The 20,653-nt window shown below is 38.8% G+C and carries 22 protein-coding genes; 12 read left to right on the top strand and 10 right to left on the bottom strand.

Annotated elements, in window-relative coordinates:
* Positions 1-2: 2 nt before the first annotated feature.
* The 5 genes from BUA72_RS21550 to BUA72_RS21530 all read right to left on the bottom strand — a co-directional run bounded on the left by BUA72_RS21550 (position 3) and on the right by BUA72_RS21530 (position 6,063).
* A complete protein-coding gene (locus BUA72_RS21550) occupies positions 3-1,592 on the bottom strand; it encodes a DUF4139 domain-containing protein (protein ID WP_072925137.1) in 1,590 nt (529 codons plus the stop codon).
* A gap of 51 nt (positions 1,593-1,643) precedes the next feature.
* A complete protein-coding gene (gene hemW / locus BUA72_RS21545; protein ID WP_072925136.1) occupies positions 1,644-2,768 on the bottom strand; it encodes a radical SAM family heme chaperone HemW in 1,125 nt (374 codons plus the stop codon).
* Between the two features lie 51 nt (positions 2,769-2,819).
* A complete protein-coding gene (locus BUA72_RS21540; RefSeq protein ID WP_047454671.1) occupies positions 2,820-3,770 on the bottom strand; it encodes a PorP/SprF family type IX secretion system membrane protein in 951 nt (316 codons plus the stop codon).
* A gap of 51 nt (positions 3,771-3,821) precedes the next feature.
* Positions 3,822-4,895 carry an RluA family pseudouridine synthase gene (locus BUA72_RS21535; protein ID WP_047454670.1) on the bottom strand — a complete coding sequence of 358 codons (1,074 nt, stop codon included), beginning with the start codon at positions 4,893-4,895 and terminating at the stop codon, positions 3,822-3,824.
* 73 nt (positions 4,896-4,968) lie between these two features.
* On the bottom strand, positions 4,969-6,063 hold the full coding sequence (locus BUA72_RS21530) for a PASTA domain-containing protein (RefSeq protein WP_072925134.1): 1,095 nt from the start codon (positions 6,061-6,063) through the stop codon (positions 4,969-4,971).
* Positions 6,064-6,218: 155 nt separating this feature from the next.
* Between BUA72_RS21530 and BUA72_RS21525 the strand changes: the two genes are divergently transcribed.
* The 3 genes from BUA72_RS21525 (at position 6,219) to BUA72_RS21515 (ending at position 8,536) form a co-directional block, all read left to right on the top strand.
* Entirely contained in the window at positions 6,219-7,202 is a 984-nt protein-coding gene (locus BUA72_RS21525) for a D-alanine--D-alanine ligase (RefSeq protein ID WP_072925133.1), read from the top strand.
* A 136-nt stretch (positions 7,203-7,338) separates the two neighbouring features.
* A complete protein-coding gene (coaD, locus tag BUA72_RS21520) occupies positions 7,339-7,812 on the top strand; it encodes a pantetheine-phosphate adenylyltransferase (RefSeq protein WP_047454664.1) in 474 nt (157 codons plus the stop codon).
* 91 nt (positions 7,813-7,903) lie between these two features.
* Complete coding sequence (locus tag BUA72_RS21515; protein ID WP_072925131.1) at positions 7,904-8,536, top strand: trimeric intracellular cation channel family protein; 633 nt, start codon at positions 7,904-7,906, stop codon at positions 8,534-8,536.
* Between the two features lie 63 nt (positions 8,537-8,599).
* On the opposite strand, the gene BUA72_RS21510 is transcribed toward BUA72_RS21515, so the two are convergent.
* The gene (locus BUA72_RS21510) at positions 8,600-9,169 is read right to left on the bottom strand and encodes a hypothetical protein (protein WP_047454661.1); all 570 of its coding nucleotides are present in this window, start codon (positions 9,167-9,169) and stop codon (positions 8,600-8,602) included.
* A 75-nt stretch (positions 9,170-9,244) separates the two neighbouring features.
* Positions 9,245-9,739, bottom strand: a complete 495-nt coding sequence (locus BUA72_RS21505; RefSeq protein WP_047454659.1) for a dihydrofolate reductase — start codon at positions 9,737-9,739, stop codon at positions 9,245-9,247.
* 73 nt (positions 9,740-9,812) lie between these two features.
* On the opposite strand from BUA72_RS21505, the gene BUA72_RS21500 reads away from it, so the two are divergent.
* From BUA72_RS21500 to BUA72_RS21480, 5 genes are all read left to right on the top strand, one after another.
* The gene (locus tag BUA72_RS21500) at positions 9,813-10,418 is read left to right on the top strand and encodes a LemA family protein (RefSeq protein ID WP_034729922.1); all 606 of its coding nucleotides are present in this window, start codon (positions 9,813-9,815) and stop codon (positions 10,416-10,418) included.
* Entirely contained in the window at positions 10,418-10,846 is a 429-nt protein-coding gene (locus BUA72_RS21495) for a TPM domain-containing protein (RefSeq protein ID WP_175548923.1), read from the top strand. Before BUA72_RS21500 ends, BUA72_RS21495 begins: the two co-directional genes overlap by 1 nt.
* On the top strand, positions 10,827-11,645 hold the full coding sequence (locus BUA72_RS21490; protein ID WP_072925130.1) for a TPM domain-containing protein: 819 nt from the start codon (positions 10,827-10,829) through the stop codon (positions 11,643-11,645). Before BUA72_RS21495 ends, BUA72_RS21490 begins: the two co-directional genes overlap by 20 nt.
* A gap of 188 nt (positions 11,646-11,833) precedes the next feature.
* Entirely contained in the window at positions 11,834-12,355 is a 522-nt protein-coding gene (locus tag BUA72_RS21485) for an NAD(P)H-dependent oxidoreductase (protein ID WP_047454653.1), read from the top strand.
* A 3-nt stretch (positions 12,356-12,358) separates the two neighbouring features.
* Positions 12,359-14,245 (top strand): monovalent cation:proton antiporter-2 (CPA2) family protein, encoded by a 1,887-nt coding sequence (locus BUA72_RS21480; protein ID WP_072925128.1) that lies wholly within the window; start codon positions 12,359-12,361, stop codon positions 14,243-14,245.
* 1 nt (position 14,246) lies between these two features.
* Here the strand turns inward: BUA72_RS21480 and BUA72_RS21475 are convergent, their stop codons facing one another.
* A complete protein-coding gene (locus BUA72_RS21475) occupies positions 14,247-15,074 on the bottom strand; it encodes a head GIN domain-containing protein (RefSeq protein ID WP_072925126.1) in 828 nt (275 codons plus the stop codon).
* Positions 15,075-15,133: 59 nt separating this feature from the next.
* Here BUA72_RS21475 and BUA72_RS21470 point away from each other — a divergent pair, with 59 nt between their 5' ends.
* Together BUA72_RS21470 and BUA72_RS21465 are read left to right on the top strand one after the other, a co-directional pair.
* Positions 15,134-17,275: a M3 family metallopeptidase gene (locus BUA72_RS21470; protein ID WP_072925125.1), complete on the top strand. Its 2,142-nt coding sequence runs from the start codon at positions 15,134-15,136 to the stop codon at positions 17,273-17,275.
* Positions 17,276-17,706: 431 nt separating this feature from the next.
* The gene (locus tag BUA72_RS21465; protein ID WP_072925414.1) at positions 17,707-18,084 is read left to right on the top strand and encodes a YchJ family protein; all 378 of its coding nucleotides are present in this window, start codon (positions 17,707-17,709) and stop codon (positions 18,082-18,084) included.
* 42 nt (positions 18,085-18,126) lie between these two features.
* Here the strand turns inward: BUA72_RS21465 and BUA72_RS21460 are convergent, their stop codons facing one another.
* Positions 18,127-18,627 (bottom strand): FKBP-type peptidyl-prolyl cis-trans isomerase, encoded by a 501-nt coding sequence (locus BUA72_RS21460; RefSeq protein WP_072925123.1) that lies wholly within the window; start codon positions 18,625-18,627, stop codon positions 18,127-18,129.
* A gap of 115 nt (positions 18,628-18,742) precedes the next feature.
* Positions 18,743-18,994 carry a VF530 family protein gene (locus BUA72_RS21455; protein ID WP_047454641.1) on the bottom strand — a complete coding sequence of 84 codons (252 nt, stop codon included), beginning with the start codon at positions 18,992-18,994 and terminating at the stop codon, positions 18,743-18,745.
* Positions 18,995-19,114: 120 nt separating this feature from the next.
* Between BUA72_RS21455 and BUA72_RS24545 the strand changes: the two genes are divergently transcribed.
* Together BUA72_RS24545 and BUA72_RS21445 are read left to right on the top strand one after the other, a co-directional pair.
* The gene (locus tag BUA72_RS24545; RefSeq protein ID WP_175548922.1) at positions 19,115-19,267 is read left to right on the top strand and encodes a hypothetical protein; all 153 of its coding nucleotides are present in this window, start codon (positions 19,115-19,117) and stop codon (positions 19,265-19,267) included.
* A 178-nt stretch (positions 19,268-19,445) separates the two neighbouring features.
* Complete coding sequence (locus tag BUA72_RS21445) at positions 19,446-20,651, top strand: metallophosphoesterase family protein (RefSeq protein WP_072925120.1); 1,206 nt, start codon at positions 19,446-19,448, stop codon at positions 20,649-20,651.
* Positions 20,652-20,653: the final 2 nt, after the last annotated feature.

Here is a 20,653-nt window from a genome sequence, read left to right as displayed (position 1 = left end):
ATTTAATTAAGATTGCTGATTGAAAAATCTTTCGGGTATCTTACTTTATAGCTTACCCTGATTTTTTTTGTTTCAGATGATGAAATTTTAACGTTCCACAGTAAAAATCCTTTCTCTTTATCCAGGTCTGCGTTATCACTTTGAAGAAGTTCGATCTTTACAGATTCATCCTTACTCAAAGGAATCTGATCCCGGATCTCAATATTGATGGCTTCCTTTTTATTATTTCGGACAACAAGATCGTAAGTAATCGTTTTTTCCTGATAGGAAGAGAATAATTTTTCACTTGCCTTATCATTTACCATTTCCTTGCGTATACTAATCTTCTTGTCATCACCAAGGGTAATGCTCATTTTATCGTTTGTCTGATTGGGATTGATTCTGGTTTCACCTACATACATATTTTCAAAAATCACACTGGCACCACCTGAAATCAGATTGTACTTATTAAAATCTTTAATATCTGCGACCAAATAGGCCGTGGTATTGTATTTTGGAACGGTATAATATTTATATTCCGCCGGAAGTTTTATCTGTTTTAGATTGATAAAATGATCTTCATTGTTTGATAGAATATCATAAGGAATATCCGGATCAAAACTTACATTTAACTGATTTTCATTGATTTTAACGCCATAGCCTACCATAACGACTTCCTCAATATTATGCGATCGTATAGTATCTTTTTTGCTGGAATAACTGTAGGTTTCTCTTTCTTCACTCTTGTAAGAATTCAAAAACCATGGATTCATAGTTGGAGCCTCATTATTTCTTGAAGATCTTGCATTGATCAGCGAAAGCTTTACTCCTTTCCAGTCAAGTCCGGTATCCTGTCTTACCTTTGCTTTAAAAGTCACATCTAAAGGCTCAGTCAGTTTATTACCTTTCACTTCATAAAACGGTTCCCAAAAAACATTTTCCGCCAAATACCCCAGATCCATTTTTGCATTTCCTCCTGCACCACTTACAATTCTCAGAACAAGAACGCCATCAGAAAAAGTTTCTTCAGCTTCTGTATTGGCTTTCAGACGATTTCTTAAAGTCTCAAGTTTCAGAATGGTTTGCGTATATTTTTTATTGATATCAAGCTGTGCTATGCTTATTTCGTTTCTTTTGGTCTTATAATATTCGGTCAGTTGCATCAGTTGGGCTACAGTGGAGGAATTGCTTCCCACCAACAGTCCCTGATTTTTGTCTAACAGTTCCAATGTTTTTTCATTCGTCTGTCGCTCAATATTGATTTTTGTACTGAGATTTTCTAAGATGGCAATGCTGTCTTTAATTCTTTTCCTGTTAGGATTATTATTCTCAAAATAATTCGATTTGTAGCCGCTAGTGTATTGTGCAGAAAGGATAGAAATATCTTTATTATTTGTATTAATCTGTATAGATTTTTCCACAATTTCATCTGAAATATTAGTTACGACAACCTCAGATGTTCCTGAAGGAAGCGAAACACTCACAGAATTCTGAAGCTCGGCAGAAGATCTGTATACATTCACAGCATTAACTTTTGCTTTTGTAAAAATCGGTTTTTGGGAAAAATAGAAAGCACTAAAAAAAAGAAAAAATAATAGTAAGTTTTTTCTCATGGTTGATCATTTTTTATTTAAGGTATACTTTCAAATATACATTAATAAACGTTATACCAAAAATAAATCAGAAGCAATTCCATCCGCCATAAACCAGTGTTTTTCCGGGATTTTAAGATGGTTATTTTCTGTAATCAGAATACCTTCTTCTATTTTGGATTGTATTTCACGTCGAAAATGTTCAAGCGTCTGTTCGCTGAACTTGCTGTTCAGGCTTTCAATATCTACACCCCAGATTGTTCTCAACCCGATCATGATCATTTCATTAAACTGATCGTTCTGCGAAAGGATTTCTTCTTCTTTGGCAAGAATTCCACCATCAAGCTTTTTAATATACTGTTGATTATTGGCTACATTCCAGCTTCTGACATCAAATCCGTTGTAAGAATGTGCGGAAGGGCCTATTCCAAGATACTCTTTATACTTCCAATACGAAGAATTATGTCTTGAATAGAAGCCCGGTTTCGCGAAATTAGAAACTTCATAATGCTCAAATCCGTTGTCTTTTAAGAAATCTGACAGATAATAGAACTCTCTATTCTGTTCTTCTTCCCTCGGACTGGCGATTTTTCCTTTCGCTATCCAGTTTTCCAAAGCCGTTTTCGGTTCAACCGTTAGGGCATACGATGAAATATGGGGAACTTCAAGAGCAATAGTTTTGTTTAAATTCTCTTTCCAAATTTCCAGATTGGAGGTTGGTGAGCCATAAATCAAATCGATGCTTAAGTTTTCAAAGCCAAAATCTTGTGCTCTTTTGATGGAACCTTCTGCTTCAGAAGCATTATGAGCGCGGTTCATTAACCTTAAATCTTCATCAAAAAAACTTTGTGTACCGATAGAAAGTCTGTTAACCGGAGATTTTGCAAGCTGTTGAAGAAAATTTTTATCCAGATCATCGGGATTAGCTTCTAAAGTAACCTCAATATCCCGGTCAAAACTGAAATATTTTAACACTTCATCAATCATTGAGCTGATCTCATCTGCAGAAAGAATAGACGGTGTTCCGCCTCCAAAGTACAGTGACTTTAAGTTTTTATTCTGAAGTTCGTCTTTTCTCAGACGGATTTCGGCCTTCATGGCACTGATCATTTCATCCTTAAAGTTCAAAGATGTGGAAAAGTGAAAATTACAGTAGCTGCATTTCTGTCTGCAAAACGGGATGTGAATGTATATCATAAAAAAAGCTCTGAAAATTTCAGAGCTCAAATTTATTTAAATTAAATCAGATTAATATCTATATCCTCTATGATTAATAAAGTTATCGAAGTTATAACCTAAGCTCAACATAAAGCTGTTTCCACCATAAGTCTGGATATCAGACATTCCGATGTTATAAGTTGCTCCGATCATTAATTTATTAATTCTTACTTTAACAACCGGTGCCACCTGTAACTGCTGGCTGTCAAATCTGTTCTGTACCGTTCTGTAGCTTACTCCGGCAGAGAATGAATTGATATCGTTAAAGAAAGTTGCCATTAAGTTGTAGTCGATCATTCTTGTTGAATTCGTATTCAGGTTGATCAACGCTGATGGCGATACGTAGATATTGTCAGCAAAATGCCAGTCATATCCTAAGTTTAAGAAGAATTTAATTGGTGAAGGCTCGATTCCGTTTACGATAGCCTTGTCATTGCTTAACGCGATATCATTTACAGAGATCCCTGCAAAGATGTTTCTGTACGTTGCCGCTGCACCAAAGTTGGCATAAGCCATAAAAATATTCCCTTCTTTTCCGATCAACAATGGATCGTAACCATCTTCAACATTCACTGAAGTATAGTCGAAGTTCATATTATAAAATGAAACACTAGTACCGAAAGAGAATTGGTCTTTTCTTTCTCCTTCACTGCTTAGTGGAATAAAGTATGAAGCTCCCGCTGTAATACCGCCTGCAGAAATAGGTCCATTACTGTCTCTGAAAATAGAGAGCCCTGCTCCCACTCTGTCGAAGATGTTCCCGTTGATTCCTATAGACTGCGTATTTGGAGAATCGCTAAACTTGTCAAATTGTTTGTGGTAATTAGCATTGAGCTGTACGTAATCGGTCTTTCCGTACTGAGCTGGGTTGAACAGAAAATCACCATCCAAAAGATATTGCTGATAGTATGGTAGTGATTCCTGTGCTTTGTATGCATTTGACAAAAGAGCTAAACATACGATAGCATATAGTTTTCTCATAACAAATCTTGATTTCAATTCAACAAATATAAAAAAATTCTCAATATATTTTTAGTTTTCTAAATAATTTCTCCATTTTTTTACAGCATCCGCCATATCTTTGGGCATTGGGCTCTCAAAATATAATTCCTTTTTCGTGGTTGGGTGTATAAACCCTAAAGTGTGGGCATGGAGTGCATGCCTTGGAAGAATTTCGAAAACATTTTTTATAAACTGCTTATACTTAGGTATATTCACTCCTCTCAGAGGCGTATGACCTTCATATCTTTCGTCATTAAATAAAGTATGGCCGATATGTTTGAAATGAGCACGGATTTGGTGCGTTCTTCCCGTTTCAAGTTTACATTCTACCCACGTCATATACTTGAATCGCTCCAATACCTTGTAATGCGTCACCGCATGCTTCCCGTGGCTTCCGTCTTCATAAACGGACATCTGCATTCTGTTTTTAGGATGCCTGCCGATATGGCCCTTAATGGTCCCTTCCTCTTCCTGAGGATTTCCCCAGACAAAAGCCCAGTATAATCTTTTTGTAGTTCTGTTAAAAAACTGTTTCGCTAAAAAGCTCAGTGCATATTCATTTTTTGCAATCACCAAAAGTCCGGAAGTATCTTTATCAATTCTGTGAACAAGCCCTACTCTGTCCAGATCAGATTTTTCACCACTCTTTTCAAAATGGAAAGCCAGTGCATTCACTAAAGTCTTATCCCAGTTTCCATGGCCGGGGTGTACTACCATTCCCGGTTCTTTATCTACTACAACCAAATCATCATCTTCGTAAATGATATTCACAGGGATATCCTGAGGGATGATCACATTTTCTCTCGGCGGGTGGGCAAGAAGCACTGAAATCTGGTCACCGGGCTTCACACGGTAATTTTGTTTTACCGGAGCTCCGTTTACAACCACATTTCCGGCTCTGCAGGTCTGTGAGATTTTATTACGTGAGGAGTTTTGTCTGTATATTAATAAGAACTTATCAATCCTTAACGGCTCCTGGTTTTTATCGACTTTGATGTTCACATGCTCATACAGTCCCTTATTTTCCTCATCTATATCGATGTTCTCGAGACTGTCGGACTCTACTAATTCTTCATCTAAAAAGTCTTCGTTATCTTCTGCCATTGTTTTATCTTTTTTACGCAAAAGGCCCCAACATTTTGCAGTTGAAGCCTATATTTTATATAATAAATCGTTATTATTCTACGACTACTTTTTTAGCTTTTGGCTTTTGAGCCGGTTGCTGAGTGGTTCCCGTGGCAGCCGGTTTATTTCCTGAACCCTGACTGCTTGATGCAGTGGATTTAGGTTTTTCAGCTGTAGTTCCCGCAGGTTTAGCTCCTGTGGTTACACTGGTTTTGGCCGGTTCTGTTTTAGCCGGTTCCACTTTAGGAACTTCTTTTCTAGGGACAGGTACTGCAGCAGGCGGATCATAGCTTGGTTCCGGATGGTTGGGAACTTCATCATAATGTACCGGAGGCAGTGAAGTATCTACCTTCATACGGTAAATAGCATTCAGCTGTTCTACTTTCGCTCTAAGCTCAGCAGGAGTTCTCTTACTGGCCCAAAGGTCAATCTGCATTCCCTGGTCTCTTACATCACCTGAAGCCGGATCCTGATAATAGATAATATCAGATTCGTCTTTGCTTCCGTCTTCATGTTCTACCAGTCCTATTTCAAACATACTTTTCAAAATAACGGCTCTGGCTTCTTTTACAGAAAGCCCTACCACGCTAGGAATAGAAATGTTTCTCATAGGTCCTGATCCCACGACAACGTCAATTACGGAGAATCTTGGAAGACGTGATCCTGGATTTACAGCATTACCTTTATATAATACTCTTAGAAGAGCATCTTTCTGAATACTCGGTTCGTAGATGGTATCGCCAATCTTCAGACCTACCTGATCCAATCTCTGGAAAGCAAGTCCTGAATATTTATTGATCACATCCGGAACTGTAATGGGAGCCCAGGTTCTTGGGTTAACAACAATTCTCACCAGCGATCCCGGCTTTACGCGGGAACTGGATAAAGGGTGCATCTTTAAAACCTGAAAAGGCTTATATTTAGGGTTATACTCTGCACTGTCTACTTCATATTCAAGACCTGTATCCTCTAATATTTTTACGGCATCGTACACCGATTTATTAATAACATTGGGCACAGGAATTTCCTGACCGTGCTTGGTATGATATTCCAACCAGCGGAAAGTAAGCCACACCAACCCCACAAAAACACCGATGGCGACTACTAAATTCAGTAAAACTTTCCAATTGAAAAGTGATTTAAGCATACTTAAAAATACTTTAATTATAACGGCAAATATAGCTAATAATTTTAAATGTCCTTTTATTTAACACAATTCATTTTCAATTTTAAAATTTCTGAATTTCCCTTATTGCATTACATAAAATGATTAAATTTGCCTTAATTGATACTATAATGGTTATGAGCAAAAAAAGTGTTGCCGTTGTCATGGGAGGCTATTCAGATGAATATGTGGTTTCCTTAAAAAGCGGTCAGTTGATCTACGATTCTCTGGACAGAAATCTATATGACGTATATAAAGTAGTCATTCTAAAAGATGAATGGTATTTTTTAGGAGACAACGACAAAAAATATGAAATCAACCGCGGAGATTTTTCAGTGACATTAGACAATAATGAACCACTGAAATTCGATGCCTGTTTCAACATTATCCATGGAACTCCGGGTGAAAACGGAATCCTTCAGGCCTATTGGGATGCCATCGGGCAGAAATATACAGGCTGTGATTTCTATCAAAGCGCTTTAACCTTCAATAAAAAAGATACGTTAGCGGTATTGTCAAAATATGGAATCCCTTCTGCTAAAAGCATTTATTTAAGAAAAGGAGAAGAAATCAATACAGACGAAATCGTTGAAAGTCTTGGACTTCCGGTTTTCGTTAAGCCTAATCAGTCCGGATCTTCTCTGGGAATTTCAAAAGTAAAAGAGAAGTCAGAATTAATTGCTGCCACAGAAATCGCATTCAAAGAGGATAATGAAATCCTTATCGAAAGTTTCCTTGACGGAATGGAAGTTTCGGTAGGCGTTATAGATTTCAAAGGTGAAACCATCGTTTTGGGAATCACTGAAATTGTACCTACCAATGAATTCTTTGATTATGAAGCTAAATATGAAGGCGCTTCAGAAGAAATTACCCCTGCAAGAATTGATGATGCGACCAGAATCCGGGTGGAAGAAATTTCAAAAAGAGCTTATAATTCCCTTGGTATGAGCGGTTTTTCAAGAAGTGAATTCATCCTTATGGACGGCATTCCTTATATGCTTGAAATGAATACCAATCCGGGATTCTCTCCTGCCAGCATTCTTCCGCAACAAGCTAAAATTTACGGAATCTCCATCATGGATCTGTGCGGAAACGAAGTAGAAAAAGCGTTGAATAAATAATAATAGAAGTTAGAAATCAGAGGTTAGATATTAGTGGATGGAAGTTTGAAAAGAAGATACAGGCAACAATCCGAAATCTGTATCCCGAAACTCACCACTTAACTCGCACCCCATAACTCATCATAACACGTAAAACATGAAAATTGCTGTTTTCCCCGGATCATTTGATCCTATTACCCTGGGACATTATGATATTATTGAAAGAGCGGCTCCGCTTTTTGACAAACTGATTATTGCGATCGGGCAGAATTCCCAAAAAAAATATATGTTTCCTCTTGAAAAAAGGATGGAATTTATCCAAAATTCCGTCGCCGAATTCCCCAATGTGGAAGTCGATTTCTTTGAAGGATTAACGGTAGACTATTGCTTTGAAAAGGATGCACAATACATTCTGAGAGGCCTAAGAAATCCAGCCGATTTTGAATTTGAAAAAGCCATTGCCCACACCAATAGAACGCTGGCCCACAAAAAACTGGAAACGGTATTCCTATTAACCTCATCCGGAAAATCTTTCATCAGCAGCAGCATTGTAAGAGAAATCATCAATCACGACGGAGAATATGAACTGCTGGTTCCGGACTCTGTCAGGGTAGAGAAAAAAGCAAAATAAATGATCAATTATAAATGATAATTGATGACATGGCCGAAAATTTGCAGATGCAGAAATCATTCATCGATTATCATTTATTAATCATCAATATATGCACGAACAGTTCAATTTTGCCATAGAGGTACTCGGAACCATTTCCTTTGCGATGTCGGGGAGTTTTGCAGCGATGCAGAAACGGCTTGATCCGTTCGGGGTGCTGATTATTGCATTCGTCACTTCTGTAGGCGGAGGAACTGTAAGAGATCTCCTGCTGGACATTCCCGTTTTCTGGATGCATGATCTTTTAACCTGTGCATTAATCCTCGGAACAAGTATTTTTGCCATGATCTTCAAATCCATTGAGAAGAACTTCAAGGTAACCTTATTTATTTTTGACAGCTTCGGATTGGGACTATTTACCATTATCGGCGTTCAGAAAGGGCTCAATGCTGAAATTCACCCACTAATCTGTATCGCACTGGGAACCATCACCGGCTGCTTCGGAGGGATTATCCGGGACATCCTCCTCAACCGGATTCCATTGATCTTCAGGAAAGAAATCTATGCAACGGCGTGTATCGTCGGAGGATCCGCATTTCTTCTGATGACGAAGTTTATCCCACTTTCTTATACACTGATACAAATCTTCACTATTTTACTGATTGTAGCCATCAGAACACTTGCCGTGAAATACCACTGGCAGATGCCTAAATTCTATGGGTATGATCATAATTCAGAAATGTGATGAATGAGTTTAAAATAAAAAAAGCACCTGAATCAGGTGCTTTTTTCGTTTCGTATAGTGTTCTTAGAAGAATTTTCCTCTCTGTCTCATATTCGGGTTATGCATGTGTTTCTGCATAGAAGGCATTTTCAGCTGATCTTTCATCATTTTGATCTGATCCGCCATCATTCCTGCCGTGTCTAATCTCTTAGCCTCATCCAGAAGCTTCTGGCCTTCCTGTTTTCTACCTTTAGAAATAGCTGCTGCGGCAAGATTCAATGTTGCCATTGCTCTGTCGTGCTTCATATTCAGACCATATTCCAAAGCTTTTTTCATCAGCGGTTCCACTTTCGCAGGATGTTCCTGAGCCTGAGTCAGCCCCTGTAAATAGTGGAAATATCCATACTGGGATTTATGAAGCTGCGCCTTGTAGTTGGTAATTCCGTTTAACCATTTTGAGGCTTTTTCCATATTCTGTTTTCTCAGCTGCCAGAAGGCAAGAAGGATATATTCATTTTTGATGAAAAGTATAATAGGCAGTGCTGCAAGAAGGAATACTACAATCCCCCAGCCCAGACTTCTTGTGAAAATCATCATATAAAGTCCTAAAAGGATAAGAACTGCTGCAATTACAATTTTTATGTACTTATTCATTGTTCAATTTTAAGAGTGCAAAGATAGAAAATTTAGAGGTTAGAAGCTAGAGGTTACGAACTAGAATTTTCATAACTATTCCGTCTTGATTCGCTCATATGTTTGAAAGGAGAAATCATATTCATTCTTTTCGTCTTTTTCATGAAAGATCTCTTCCGTTTTTTTCCAGACTTTCGGATTGATCTTCGGAAAGAAAGTATCCGCCTGAAGATCAGCTTTCACTAAAGTCACTTCCAGCTTATCCACGATCTCCATCGTCTGTTCATAGATATTCCCACCGCCAATGATGAATACATTTTCATCGATTTTTTTAGCAAATTTCACGGCTTCTTTAATGCTTCCCACGATCAGAATCCCTTCCTCAAACCAGTTTTTCTTTCTGGAAATAACAATGTTTGTACGGTTCGGCAATGGTTTTCCTATACTTTCATAGGTCTTTCTCCCCATAATAATAGGATGTCCGGAAGTCATATCTTTAAAGTGTTTCAGGTCTTTCGGAAGATGCCACAGCAGTTTGTTTTCAAAACCGATCTCGTTCTTCTCACCCATAGCCACCACTATTGTTGTCATTCTAATAATTTTTTACAAAATTAGCACATAATTTGTATATTTGATTAGCACAAAAAATTAAAAAAAATAAACTATGAAAAATAAAGGCTGCCTGAGCGCAGGAACTATCGGTATTGCTCTGCTAATCATTGTAGGTGTACTCTTCTTCTGGGGGAAAAACGGTTATAATAATTTTGTTTCGAAAGAACAGAACGTGAATTCCAAATGGTCTAATATCGAAACGGTATATCAGAAAAGGGCCAATCTTATTCCAAATCTTGAAAGAACCGTGAAATCCTATTCAAAATTTGAACAGGAAACATTAACGAAAGTAGTTGAAGCACGTTCTAAAGCTACTTCCATTCAAATCGATCCTTCGAATATGACAGAAGCTGATCTGGCGAAATTCCAGGCTGCACAGGGAGAACTTTCCGGAGCATTAAGTAGATTAATGGCTGTGGTAGAATCTTATCCGAACTTAAAAGCGGACCAGCAGTACATCAACTTCCAGAGAGAATTTACAGCGATAGAAAACAGCATCAGAACCGAAACGGTTTATTATAATGACGCTGCCAAAGATTATAATACAACGATCAAAACGTTCCCGAACAATATTCTGGCGAACTTTACCAACTTTAAAGAAAAACCATTCTTCAAGGCTGAAGCCGGTGCAGAAAAAGCGCCTGAAGTATTTAAATAATGAGCCGTTTTCTGACAAATCAGCAAATCACTTCCCTTGTGGAAGCGATACAGTCGGCAGAAGAACATTCTACAGGCGAGATCCGTATACATATAGACTCGAACACCGAAACCCAAAATGCACAGACTGCATTTGAAGTTTTCAAAGAACTCTGTATGAATAAAACTGCCGACAGAAATGCTGTGCTTTTTCATGTAAATTTCGAACAGAAATATCTTACCATCATCGGCGATATTGGAATCCATGACAAAGTACACCAGTCGTATTGGGATCATCTCCACGATTATATTACCGCTGAATTTGCCAAAGGAAATTATTATAAAGCTTTAAAAAGCGGCATCCTGGAAACCGGTCTTGAATTAAAAAAATATTTTCCTGTTCAGGGAAAAAATCCCAATCAGCTCTCTAATGAAATTACGTTCTCTTAAACTTGTATTTTCATTCATACTCTTCTGCTTTTACACTTTTGTATCAGCACAATACACGATTCCGCAAAAACCTGCGGTTCTGTATCCCGTGTTTGATGAAGCAGGACTGTTGACACAGCAGCAAAAAGATGAGCTGAACAACAAACTGATCAAGTTTGCAGATTCTACTTCTACAGAAATTGAGGTGATCATTATCCGTTCTACAAAAGGAGAAGATGTCAATTTTCTGGCGACCATGTTCGGTGAGCAATGGAAAATTGGGAAAAAGGGTGTAGATAACGGGGTCGTTTTCCTTGTTGCAACAGAAGATAGAACTATGTCTATCCAGCAGGGACGGGCTGTAGAACAATACCTTACCGCTTCCGTGGCGGGACAGATTCTTGATTATATTGTCACACCCAATTTCAGACAGGGACAATGGTATGAAGGTATCAACCGCGGTACCTCAGCCATTATGGAGGCCGTTCAGGGGAAATTCAAACCTACGGAAACCTCAGCCCCTGCAGGTAATGGTAGTGCTTTTAAAATCATTCTGATTGCCTTTGTCATCTTTATCATTCTGGCCTTTCTCTTCGGAGGGAAAGGCGGAGGAGGACGTGGCGGCGGCAATAATGATGACGATGATGTGATCATCACCAGAAGAGGACGCAGAAATTATCCAGGCGGATTCTTCCCATTCCCGGGCAGCTTCGGAGGAGGAGGCTTTGGTGGTGGAAGTTCCGGTGGCGGCGGAGGTGGATTCGGCGGCTTTGGCGGCGGAGGAAGCTTCGGTGGAGGTGGCGCTTCGGGCGGATGGTAAACAGAAATAACGAAATTCAATATAATCGGGCTCATGGCCCGATTTTTTATTTAATACGCTAAAATACTATCATTTCTTTGACTTATTTTAATACTATATTCAACTTTACATATTAAAAAATTAACAAAACCACTTAAAAACCGTCTTTTATCCAATTTTTTTTCATTATATTTACTGAAAACAGGTTTATGAAGAAGACGCTGGTAGTTTTTGCACATCCCTATTTAGAGCACTCCAATTCCAACGTAGAGCTTTTTAATTTCTATGTCCGTCACCAGCACTTTACCCTCAGAGATCTTTACGAAGAATATCCGGATTTTCATATCGCGGCATTCAGGGAGAGAAAAAGGTTAAGAAATTATGACCGTTTTATTTTTCAATTTCCGCTCATCTGGTTCGGAATGCCTCCTTTATTAAGATTATGGATCGATGAAGTTTTCGACAGAGACTGGCTCAGAGAAGGCGAAACCAATCCTCTGGAAGGAAAAGAAATCTACATTCTGATCACCACCGGCGGAAAAGAAAGATCGTTCACCAAAACCGGAACATACCAGTACACGGTGGAAGAACTCATCAGCGGCTTGATCGTATCCTTAAAGGTTTTTAAAGCGGATATCAAGCATATCAAAATCGTTTACGAAGCCAATAAACTGAGCAAAAAAGACATTATTTTACATAAAAAAGAATTTACAGAACTTCTCAATCAATAGCTTATGGAATCCAGCTTAGCGATGAATACTTTACTTTTCTTAGGTGTAGCCATTATTATGGTTCCGCTGGCCAGAAAATTTGGGTTAAGCTCAGTAATCGGATATATTTTAGGAGGTATCATCATTGGTCCTTATGTGCTGCGGCTTACCGGAAAAGATGTCAATGATATCATGCACGCCAGTGAATTTGGAGTAATCATGCTGCTTTTTCTGGTGGGACTGGAACTGGAACCACGGAAATTCTGGGAAATGAGGAAGAAAATTATGGGCCTCGGACTGACGCAGATGTTGCTTACTATTTCACTCTTATTTCTTGTTTTCATCAGTGCCGGATGGCGAATTGACAAAGCTATTGCCATCGCGATATGCTTTGCCCTTTCCTCTACTGCTATCGTATTGCAGACGCTTCAGGAAAAGAATAATTTTAAATCCATGGCCGGAGAAGCCTCATTCTCTACCCTTCTGTTTCAGGATATTGCCGTGATTCCTATTCTCGCTATCCTGCCAATTATTGCCAATTATAAAGCCAGTCATCACGATAATGAAATTCAAATCATCATCCAGAAGCTTCCGGAATGGCTGCAGGCCGGAACCGTTATTTTAGGGGTTGCTATTTTGATTCTTTTGGGCAGATATGTATTCGTCCCTTTCTTACGATATGTTTCAAAGTCAGGAATGACGGAATTGCTTACTGCTTCTTCCCTGTTCCTCGTGATTGGGGTTTCAGAGCTTATGGCTGCTATTGGGCTTTCTCCTGCTTTGGGAGCTTTCCTTGCCGGTGTCATGCTTGCCAACAGCGAATTCCGGCATGAGCTGGAAGCGCAGATCAATCCTTTTAAAGGACTGCTTCTTGCTGTATTCTTTGTAAGTGTTGGGTCTACCATCAATTTTAATATTATTCAGCAGGATCCACTATTTATTTTCTCTACTGTTTTTGCCGTGTTGGCTATAAAATTTATGGTTCTTTACGCGATCGGAAAGTTTTTCAAAATCGATACGCCGCAGAGCTTGTTTTATGCTTTTGCCCTTTCTCAGGTTGGGGAATTTGCTTTTGTTTTAATCAATTACGCTTCGGATCTTTATCTGCTAAGCCCTGAACTTAATGCCCAAATGATGGCCGTCACAGCAATCACCATGTGCATCACTCCTATCCTTCTGATCATTAACGACCGGTTTATTACGCCTAAATTCATTAAAGAGATTCCTGATGAAGACAATGACTTCAATATTCTCGATAATAACGTAAGCCAGAAGAAAATCATCATTGTAGGTTTCGGGCACTTTGGAAGTACGGTAGGCCGACTTTTAAAAGCAAATAAAATATCAGCCACAGTTCTGGACAGGGATTCTGACCGGGTGAAGCTTCTGAGAAGTAATGGTTTTAAAGTCTATTACGGAGATGCGACAAGAATTCCTATTTTAAGGGCTGCAGGTATTGAAGATGCGGAAATTTTAGTTTTGTGTCTTGACGACCGGGATGACAATAAATTCATTGCAGATCTTGTACGTGAACACTATCCAAAGGTGAGAATTTTTGTACGGGCTAAGAACAGAATTGATGCTTATGACTATTTAAATAACGGCATTGAAAATATTTACCGTGAGACATTGGGAACAGCCGTTGATATGGCAGTAGATGTTCTTCATGAAACCGGGATGAGAAAATATGCAGCAAGACGTCTGGGACAGAGATTTATGGCTATAGACAAGGCTTCTATCCGAAGACTGGCTAAGGCAAAAGGTGACGATGAAATTTTAAAGTTTACCACAAAAGAATTCCTCCAGCGTGAGGAGGAATTATTAGCTTATGATAATCTTAATTTTGATAATAGAGACTGGGAAGGCTCCTCATCAGTAGATGATGATAATGACGAGGAAACTCCCAACTGATTTATTGAATACTGACGCTTCCGCCACTGCTTTCCTGCTTGGTTACGTTTTTAAGTTCTCCTTTTTTGGAAACATCTACGCTTCCTCCTGAAGAAGCTTCGGCATTCACTGAGTTCACAGCACTTACCTGAAGGCTCGCTCCACTGGATGCATCTGCTTTTACATTGTCTGCAATAAGATTTTTGGCTGAAACACTGCTCCCTGATGATGAACTGATGTCCGCATTTTTGCTTTTCCCAGAAATATCAAGACTTGCTGCTGAAGATGCTTCAATATCAAGATCCACCGCCCATACTTTTCCACTGTAGCTGCTGCTGCTTCCCGCTGAGATATCGAAATCGTTGGCTTCCAGATCTCCGGAAACGCTGGCTGCACTGGAAATATCAATGCTTATTTTATCCTGTGTGAATTTATCTTTGATGCTGATGCTTGCTGCAGAATTAGCCGTAAGCTTTGAGAAATCTTTTGTATAGATCTTAGCCTTTACATTATGGCTGTTCATCACTCTGATTCCTTTTTTGTAGTGGATATGAAGCTTTCCGCCATCGTTGTCCACAAGAATTTCGTTGATGATATTTTCCGGTGCGGAAATCACCACTTTCTCTACGTCAGATTTGATCACCTCAGCATCGATCGCCTGGGAAACTTCTATTTCGTCAAAATCTCCGCTGAATGTTTTTTCTTTCACCGGGCCGTTGTCCTTGTCGATTACTTTGTCTACCCACCCGTTATCATTATTGTCATTATCATTGTTCCTTTTATTATGATTTTCATTGCATGAGGCCATCAGCGCGAAGGCTGACAGCATAAAAAGAGTTGTTGATTTCATGTTTACTGCGTTTATAAATTAAGTTTTTAATATCTTTATACTTTAATAACAACTAATTTATGAAAAATATTTCATCGGTATTGTTAATTTCTGCGCTGGCACTTAACCAATCTTGTACTACAATGAAGAAAACCGATACTCAACAGGAGATTCCTGTTACCGATCCATCCTTATCTTCAAACCCTTTTATGAAGAAAAGCAAGCTTCAGTACGAAGCTCCGGAATTCGATAAAATTAAAAATGAACATTTCAAACCTGCTTTCGATTTTGGACTGAAACAGCACGATGCTGAGATCCTGAAAATTGCCAACAATCCGGAAGCGCCTACTTTTGAAAACACAATTGTAGCCCTTGAAAAAAGCGGTGAAGTTTTAAAAAGAGCCACTATTGTATTTTCCAATCTTACAAGCGCGAATACGAACCCTACCCTTCAGGCTTTAGATGAAGAATTTGCTCCTGTTTTTGCAGCACATTCCGATAAAATGTACCTGAATGAAAATTTATATAAAAGAATCAAGTCTATTAAAGAAGACGGTTTAGACTCGGAAGGAAAAAGACTTGTACAGTTTTACAAACAGAATTTTGAGATTGCAGGAGCGAATCTTTCTGCAGCAGATAAAGAAAAATTAAAGCAGATCAATCAGGAACTGGCTTCACTTTCTACGCAATACGCCAATAAATTACTGGAGGCAAGAAAACAGGGCGGTGTATTTTTCTCTGATGCCAAAGAACTCGACGGACTTTCTACAGACGAAATCGAAGCAGCAGCAACGGATGCTAAAACGGCAGGGCAACCGGGAAAATATCTTCTTGCTCTTCAAAATACAACCCAACAGCCGCTTCTTCAGAATCTGAAAAACAGAGCTACAAGAGAAAAATTATTCAAAGCGTCATGGCTTAGAGCTGAAAAAGGCGACGGAAATGATACCCGTGAAACCATTGAAAAACTGGCTAAGTTAAGACTTAAAAAAGCTCAGACCCTTGGAAAGAAAAGCTTCGCTGAATGGAAACTTCAGGACCAGATGGCTAAAACTCCCGAGGCAGCAACCAAACTAATGAACCAGATCGCAACGCCTGCTGTGGAAACGGCAAGACGTGAGGCTAAAGATATTCAGGATCTTATTGATCAGCAGAAAGGTGGTTTCAAAGTAGAACCATGGGACTGGAATTTCTACGCAGAGCAGGTAAGAAAAGCAAAATATGACCTTGATGAAAATCAGATCAAACCCTATTTTGAAGTGACTACTGTTTTGGAAAAAGGCGTTTTCTATGCCGCTGAAAAGTTCTACGGACTAACTTTCAAAAAGAGAACCGATCTTCCGGTTTATCACCCGGATGTAGTAACCTACGAAGTTTTTGACCACGATGGAAAATCTATCGCGATCTATTATCTTGATTTCTATACCAGAGATTCTAAAAATGGCGGCGCATGGATGAGTAATTTTGTTGAGCAGTCTTATCTTTTGGGAACAAAACCTGTGATCGTCAACTGTTATAATTACCAGAAACCGGCTCCGGGAAAACCTTCTCTGATCAGCTATGATGACGTTTCTACAATGTTCCATGAATTTGGACACTCTATCCACGGAATGTTTGCCAGCCAGAAATATCCATCACTTTCCGGGACAAGTGTTCCTAGAGACTTTGTGGAATTCCCGTCGCAGATCAATGAGCACTGGGCTTTAGATCCTGTGGTTCTTAAAAATTATGCGATTCACTACGAAACAAAGCAGCCGATTCCTCAGACTTTAGTTGAGAAAATTAAAAAGGCAGCGACATTCAACCAAGGATATATGACGACAGAACTTGTTTCTGCAGCAGCTCTGGATATGGATTGGCATACCGTTACAAATGAAAGCCAGCTCATTCCTGTTCTTGATTTTGAAAAACAGTCATTGGCAAGCCACGGATTTACTCTGGCTACCGTACCTCCAAGATATCACACGCCTTATTTTGCACACATCTGGGGCGGAGGATACTCAGCAGGATATTATGCTTATTTATGGTCTGAAACCCTTGACAATGATGCATGGGAATGGATTAAAAGCAATGGCGGTCTGACCAGAGAAAATGGTGACCGTTTCAGAAAATATATTCTTTCTGTAGGAAATTCTGTAGACCTGAATCAGGCATTCAGAGATTTTACGGGACATGATCCGGATATCAAGCCTTTATTGAGAAACAGAGGTTTTATAAAATAAATTTTATAGAGAAGCATCCGATTGGGTGCTTCTTTTTTTATACGTTTTGGCTAAAGCCGAGGAAATGATTGAATGTTCCGTTAAATGGGTTAAAACCCATTCCTATTGAATATAAAGGCTTGAGCTTTTTGAGAGGTTCCTTATGCCACGGGCTAAAGCCCGTTCTTATCCAACAATGGATATTTCATATTCATTCTTTGTGAAGCATTCATTTTCGGATGCTTTTTTATTTAACCACAAATCACACGAATTTTTTCACTAATAACACCATTATTCTCACGCAAATTTTGCGGATCATACAGATGTTTGCGTTATAATTTTTTGTATTATTTTAAATCTGTATGATCTGCAAAATCTGCGTGAAACAAGTAAAAAGTAATCGTTTTAATGAAATAAAAAATCACGTAAATTTGTGCTTTAAAATGTATAACATGAATTGTCCCTGCTGTTCAGGAAAATCTTATGAAGAATGCTGCAAGCCGTACCACACCGGAGAAAAGCATGCACCTACTGCGGAAGCTCTGATGCGTTCCCGTTTTTCTGCATTTGCGATTCCGAATGGAAAATACCTGATGGAAACCACGTTTCCTCCAAAAAGGAAATACCACAATACAGAAGATCTGCAGGAATGGGGAGAAATTAATGTGTGGACAAAACTGGAAATTATAGATAAGCCCTCCGTCAGTAAAGTTGAATTTAAAGCTTTTTATACGGATGAGGAAGGAAAGAAACAGCTCCATCACGAATTGTCAAAATTCAAAATGATTCAAAACCGGTGGTTTTATGTGAGTGGAGAATTTTTAGAATAGAGAAAAAAAATGTCCGGAGAAAATCCGGACATTTTTTATAGTTTAGTGGGCGTCAGTTCCGTCAATTCCATGAGCGTGACCGTGCGTCAATTCTTCTTCTGTTGCAGGACGTGTATTTACAATTTCCACCTGGAAATCTAAAACTTTCCCAGCCATTGGATGGTTAAGGTCAGCAATTACTGCTTCAGGGGTAACTTCTACTACAAATGCCTGGAAATTATTTCCCTGACCATCAGATAAAGGTAAGATAGCTCCTATTGGAGGTACTCCTGATTCCTGAAACATATCGATAGGCAACTGCGTGATAGAGTTCGGATCCTGTTCTCCGTAAGCTTCTTCCGGCTGAATAACGAAAGCTGCTTTATCACCTGCTTTAAGGCCAAGGATATTCTGTTCAAATTTTGGAATCATCATTCCTACACCATATAAAAATGTAAGTGGGTTTTCTGCTGTTGTTTCTTCTACAAGAATCTTACTTCCATCTTCTTCGATCGTGTGAAGTATGTAGCTTACTGCTACAACATGGTTGGTTTCAATTGTCATATTTTATCTTTTTTTTCGCGATGTTTTTCACGATTAACGGCACAAATATACTATTTTTGAAATGATTGCCTATTTAAAAACTGTTAAAACAAAAATCTCAAAACAGCCTCTTTTTTTACTTTCCGTTTTTTGTTTCGCTTCGTTTTTTCTGTCTCAGTACAAAGAGGTACAGACTTTCTACTTTTGCTCTTGCCCAATCTGTTTTTCTTAAAAATTTCAGAGAAGACTTGATGCTCGGATTATCTGTAAAGCACTTGATATTGATCTGTTCGCCCAGTTTCTCGAATCCTTCATAGTATTCTACCAGTTCTTCAAGAATGGCATCGAGTCTTTTTCCGTGCAGAGGATCTTTTGATTTTTCTTCCATAACGCAGTAAAATTAAAATATTTTATCTGACTTAGCGACTAAAATTGTTTAAACTCCCAATCTTTAGTATTTTTGATGCGTGTATTTTTACCTGAAAACGATTCATTCCGAAAAATAAATATGAGCAAAAATAACGAAGCAAACCGGCAAAAACATAAAAAGAAAATTGATCAGAAAAAACGTAAAATACAAAATGCTGAAGTTGAAAGAAAAGCACGTTTAAAACAAATCCGGGAAGATTTTAAAGCAAGAGAGGCCGATAATACGCTTTAATAATCATTACTATTTAAATCTTACCAGGTTTGAAACCCATTCGGCTGGAAGCTACCCCCATTGTCTTTTGTGACAAACAGGATTATTTTTTCCCAAATGTAATTTGTTGCCGGTTACAACGTAAACCTTATCTTTAAAATTACATTACCTTTTACTTTAAAACCATAATAGAATTTTCATGAAAATCCTCCACACCGCCGACTGGCATTTGGGAAAACGACTGGACAGATTCTCCCGTCTGGAAGAACAGATTTCAGCAATGGAAGAAATCATCAGTATGGCTGATGAAGAGAGCGTTGATCTTATTCTCGTTGCCGGTGATCTTTTTGACAATTTCACGCCTGGTGTAGAGGCTGCCGAGCTGTTTTATAAAACACTGAAACATTTATCTAACAATGGGAAACGCCCTGTTATTGCTATTTCCGGGAATCACGATTCTCCCAACCTGATTAATGCTCCTGATCCTCTGGCGCGGGAATGCGGAATTATTTTAATTGGTCATCCTAAAGCGGAAATTCTTCCCTTCGGGACCGAGCATTTTAAGATTGTCAATTCAAAAGAAGGTTTTATAGAACTGGAGCTTGAAAATACAGATTTCCCGGTGCGGATTTTACATACACCTTATGCCAATGAAGTCCGTCTGAAAGAATATTTCGGCGAGAATAAAGAAGAAGAGATCAATAAGGTCCTATCCGAAACCTGGAAAGAACTGGCAGATCAGTTTTGTGATATTTCCGGAGTGAATCTTCTGACAGCGCATCTGTACATGAACAAAAGAGGAGCTGAAATATTAGAAGAGCCGGAAGGCGAGAAACCTATCAAAATAGGAAATGCTGATCTCATCTTTTCGGATAGTATTCCGGATCAGATTCAATATACAGCGCTGGGACATCTCCATGCTTTTCAAAATATCGGAACTCCGGAAAAACCGGTTGTTTATTCATCTTCGCCGCTCTGCTACAGTTTTAGTGAAGCGGGACAGACCAAGTATGTTTCCATCATTGAAGCGAAACCGGGACAGCCTGTATCATTCATAAAAAAGCCTCTTAAAAGTGGAAGAAAATTGGTAAGAAAGACCTTTACTTCCGTTGAAGATACCGTTCAGTGGCTGACTGAAAATCCATATACGTTTATTGAACTTACCCTGGAAAGTGAAACCTTCTTAACTGCTGATGAACGGAGAATAATCTATCAATCCCACAACGGCATCGTTCACCTGATCCCGAAAGTTAAAAGCAAGGGACTTACCGAGCAGGAAAATATAGAAATTAATCTGAATCAGGATATTGAGCCTTTGTTCAGAGATTATTTTAAATCCAAAAATGGCGGCCAGGAAGCCAATGAAGAACTGATGAATTTGTTTAACGAAATTTTAAATGCCTAAGC

Origin of the sequence: Chryseobacterium sp. OV279, from assembly GCF_900128945.1 — a bacterium.
In the GTDB taxonomy this organism is placed as follows: Bacteria; Bacteroidota; Bacteroidia; order Flavobacteriales; family Weeksellaceae; genus Chryseobacterium.
Note: the sequence above shows the minus strand (reverse complement) of the source record. Positions and strands in the feature narration are given on the sequence as shown.

Excerpts from the sequence above, each read along its gene's own strand:
- BUA72_RS21540 (WP_047454671.1), bottom strand. The coding sequence starts at position 3,770 with ATGAGAAAACTATATGCTATCGTATGTTTAGCTCTTTTGTCAAATGCA.
- BUA72_RS21480 (WP_072925128.1), top strand. The coding sequence starts at position 12,359 with ATGGAATCCAGCTTAGCGATGAATACTTTACTTTTCTTAGGTGTAGCC.
- BUA72_RS21485 (WP_047454653.1), top strand. The coding sequence starts at position 11,834 with ATGAAGAAGACGCTGGTAGTTTTTGCACATCCCTATTTAGAGCACTCC.
- BUA72_RS21505 (WP_047454659.1), bottom strand. The coding sequence starts at position 9,739 with ATGACAACAATAGTGGTGGCTATGGGTGAGAAGAACGAGATCGGTTTT.
- BUA72_RS21515 (WP_072925131.1), top strand. The coding sequence starts at position 7,904 with ATGCACGAACAGTTCAATTTTGCCATAGAGGTACTCGGAACCATTTCC.
- BUA72_RS21525 (WP_072925133.1), top strand. The coding sequence starts at position 6,219 with ATGAGCAAAAAAAGTGTTGCCGTTGTCATGGGAGGCTATTCAGATGAA.
- BUA72_RS21455 (WP_047454641.1), bottom strand. The coding sequence starts at position 18,994 with ATGGAAGAAAAATCAAAAGATCCTCTGCACGGAAAAAGACTCGATGCC.
- BUA72_RS21460 (WP_072925123.1), bottom strand. The coding sequence starts at position 18,627 with ATGACAATTGAAACCAACCATGTTGTAGCAGTAAGCTACATACTTCAC.
- coaD (WP_047454664.1), top strand. The coding sequence starts at position 7,339 with ATGAAAATTGCTGTTTTCCCCGGATCATTTGATCCTATTACCCTGGGA.
- BUA72_RS21510 (WP_047454661.1), bottom strand. The coding sequence starts at position 9,169 with ATGAATAAGTACATAAAAATTGTAATTGCAGCAGTTCTTATCCTTTTA.
- BUA72_RS21500 (WP_034729922.1), top strand. The coding sequence starts at position 9,813 with ATGAAAAATAAAGGCTGCCTGAGCGCAGGAACTATCGGTATTGCTCTG.
- hemW (WP_072925136.1), bottom strand. The coding sequence starts at position 2,768 with ATGATATACATTCACATCCCGTTTTGCAGACAGAAATGCAGCTACTGT.
- BUA72_RS21465 (WP_072925414.1), top strand. The coding sequence starts at position 17,707 with ATGAATTGTCCCTGCTGTTCAGGAAAATCTTATGAAGAATGCTGCAAG.
- BUA72_RS21445 (WP_072925120.1), top strand. The coding sequence starts at position 19,446 with ATGAAAATCCTCCACACCGCCGACTGGCATTTGGGAAAACGACTGGAC.
- BUA72_RS21495 (WP_175548923.1), top strand. The coding sequence starts at position 10,418 with ATGAGCCGTTTTCTGACAAATCAGCAAATCACTTCCCTTGTGGAAGCG.
- BUA72_RS21475 (WP_072925126.1), bottom strand. The coding sequence starts at position 15,074 with ATGAAATCAACAACTCTTTTTATGCTGTCAGCCTTCGCGCTGATGGCC.
- BUA72_RS24545 (WP_175548922.1), top strand. The coding sequence starts at position 19,115 with ATGAGCAAAAATAACGAAGCAAACCGGCAAAAACATAAAAAGAAAATT.
- BUA72_RS21550 (WP_072925137.1), bottom strand. The coding sequence starts at position 1,592 with ATGAGAAAAAACTTACTATTATTTTTTCTTTTTTTTAGTGCTTTCTAT.
- BUA72_RS21490 (WP_072925130.1), top strand. The coding sequence starts at position 10,827 with ATGAAATTACGTTCTCTTAAACTTGTATTTTCATTCATACTCTTCTGC.
- BUA72_RS21530 (WP_072925134.1), bottom strand. The coding sequence starts at position 6,063 with ATGCTTAAATCACTTTTCAATTGGAAAGTTTTACTGAATTTAGTAGTC.
- BUA72_RS21535 (WP_047454670.1), bottom strand. The coding sequence starts at position 4,895 with ATGGCAGAAGATAACGAAGACTTTTTAGATGAAGAATTAGTAGAGTCC.
- BUA72_RS21470 (WP_072925125.1), top strand. The coding sequence starts at position 15,134 with ATGAAAAATATTTCATCGGTATTGTTAATTTCTGCGCTGGCACTTAAC.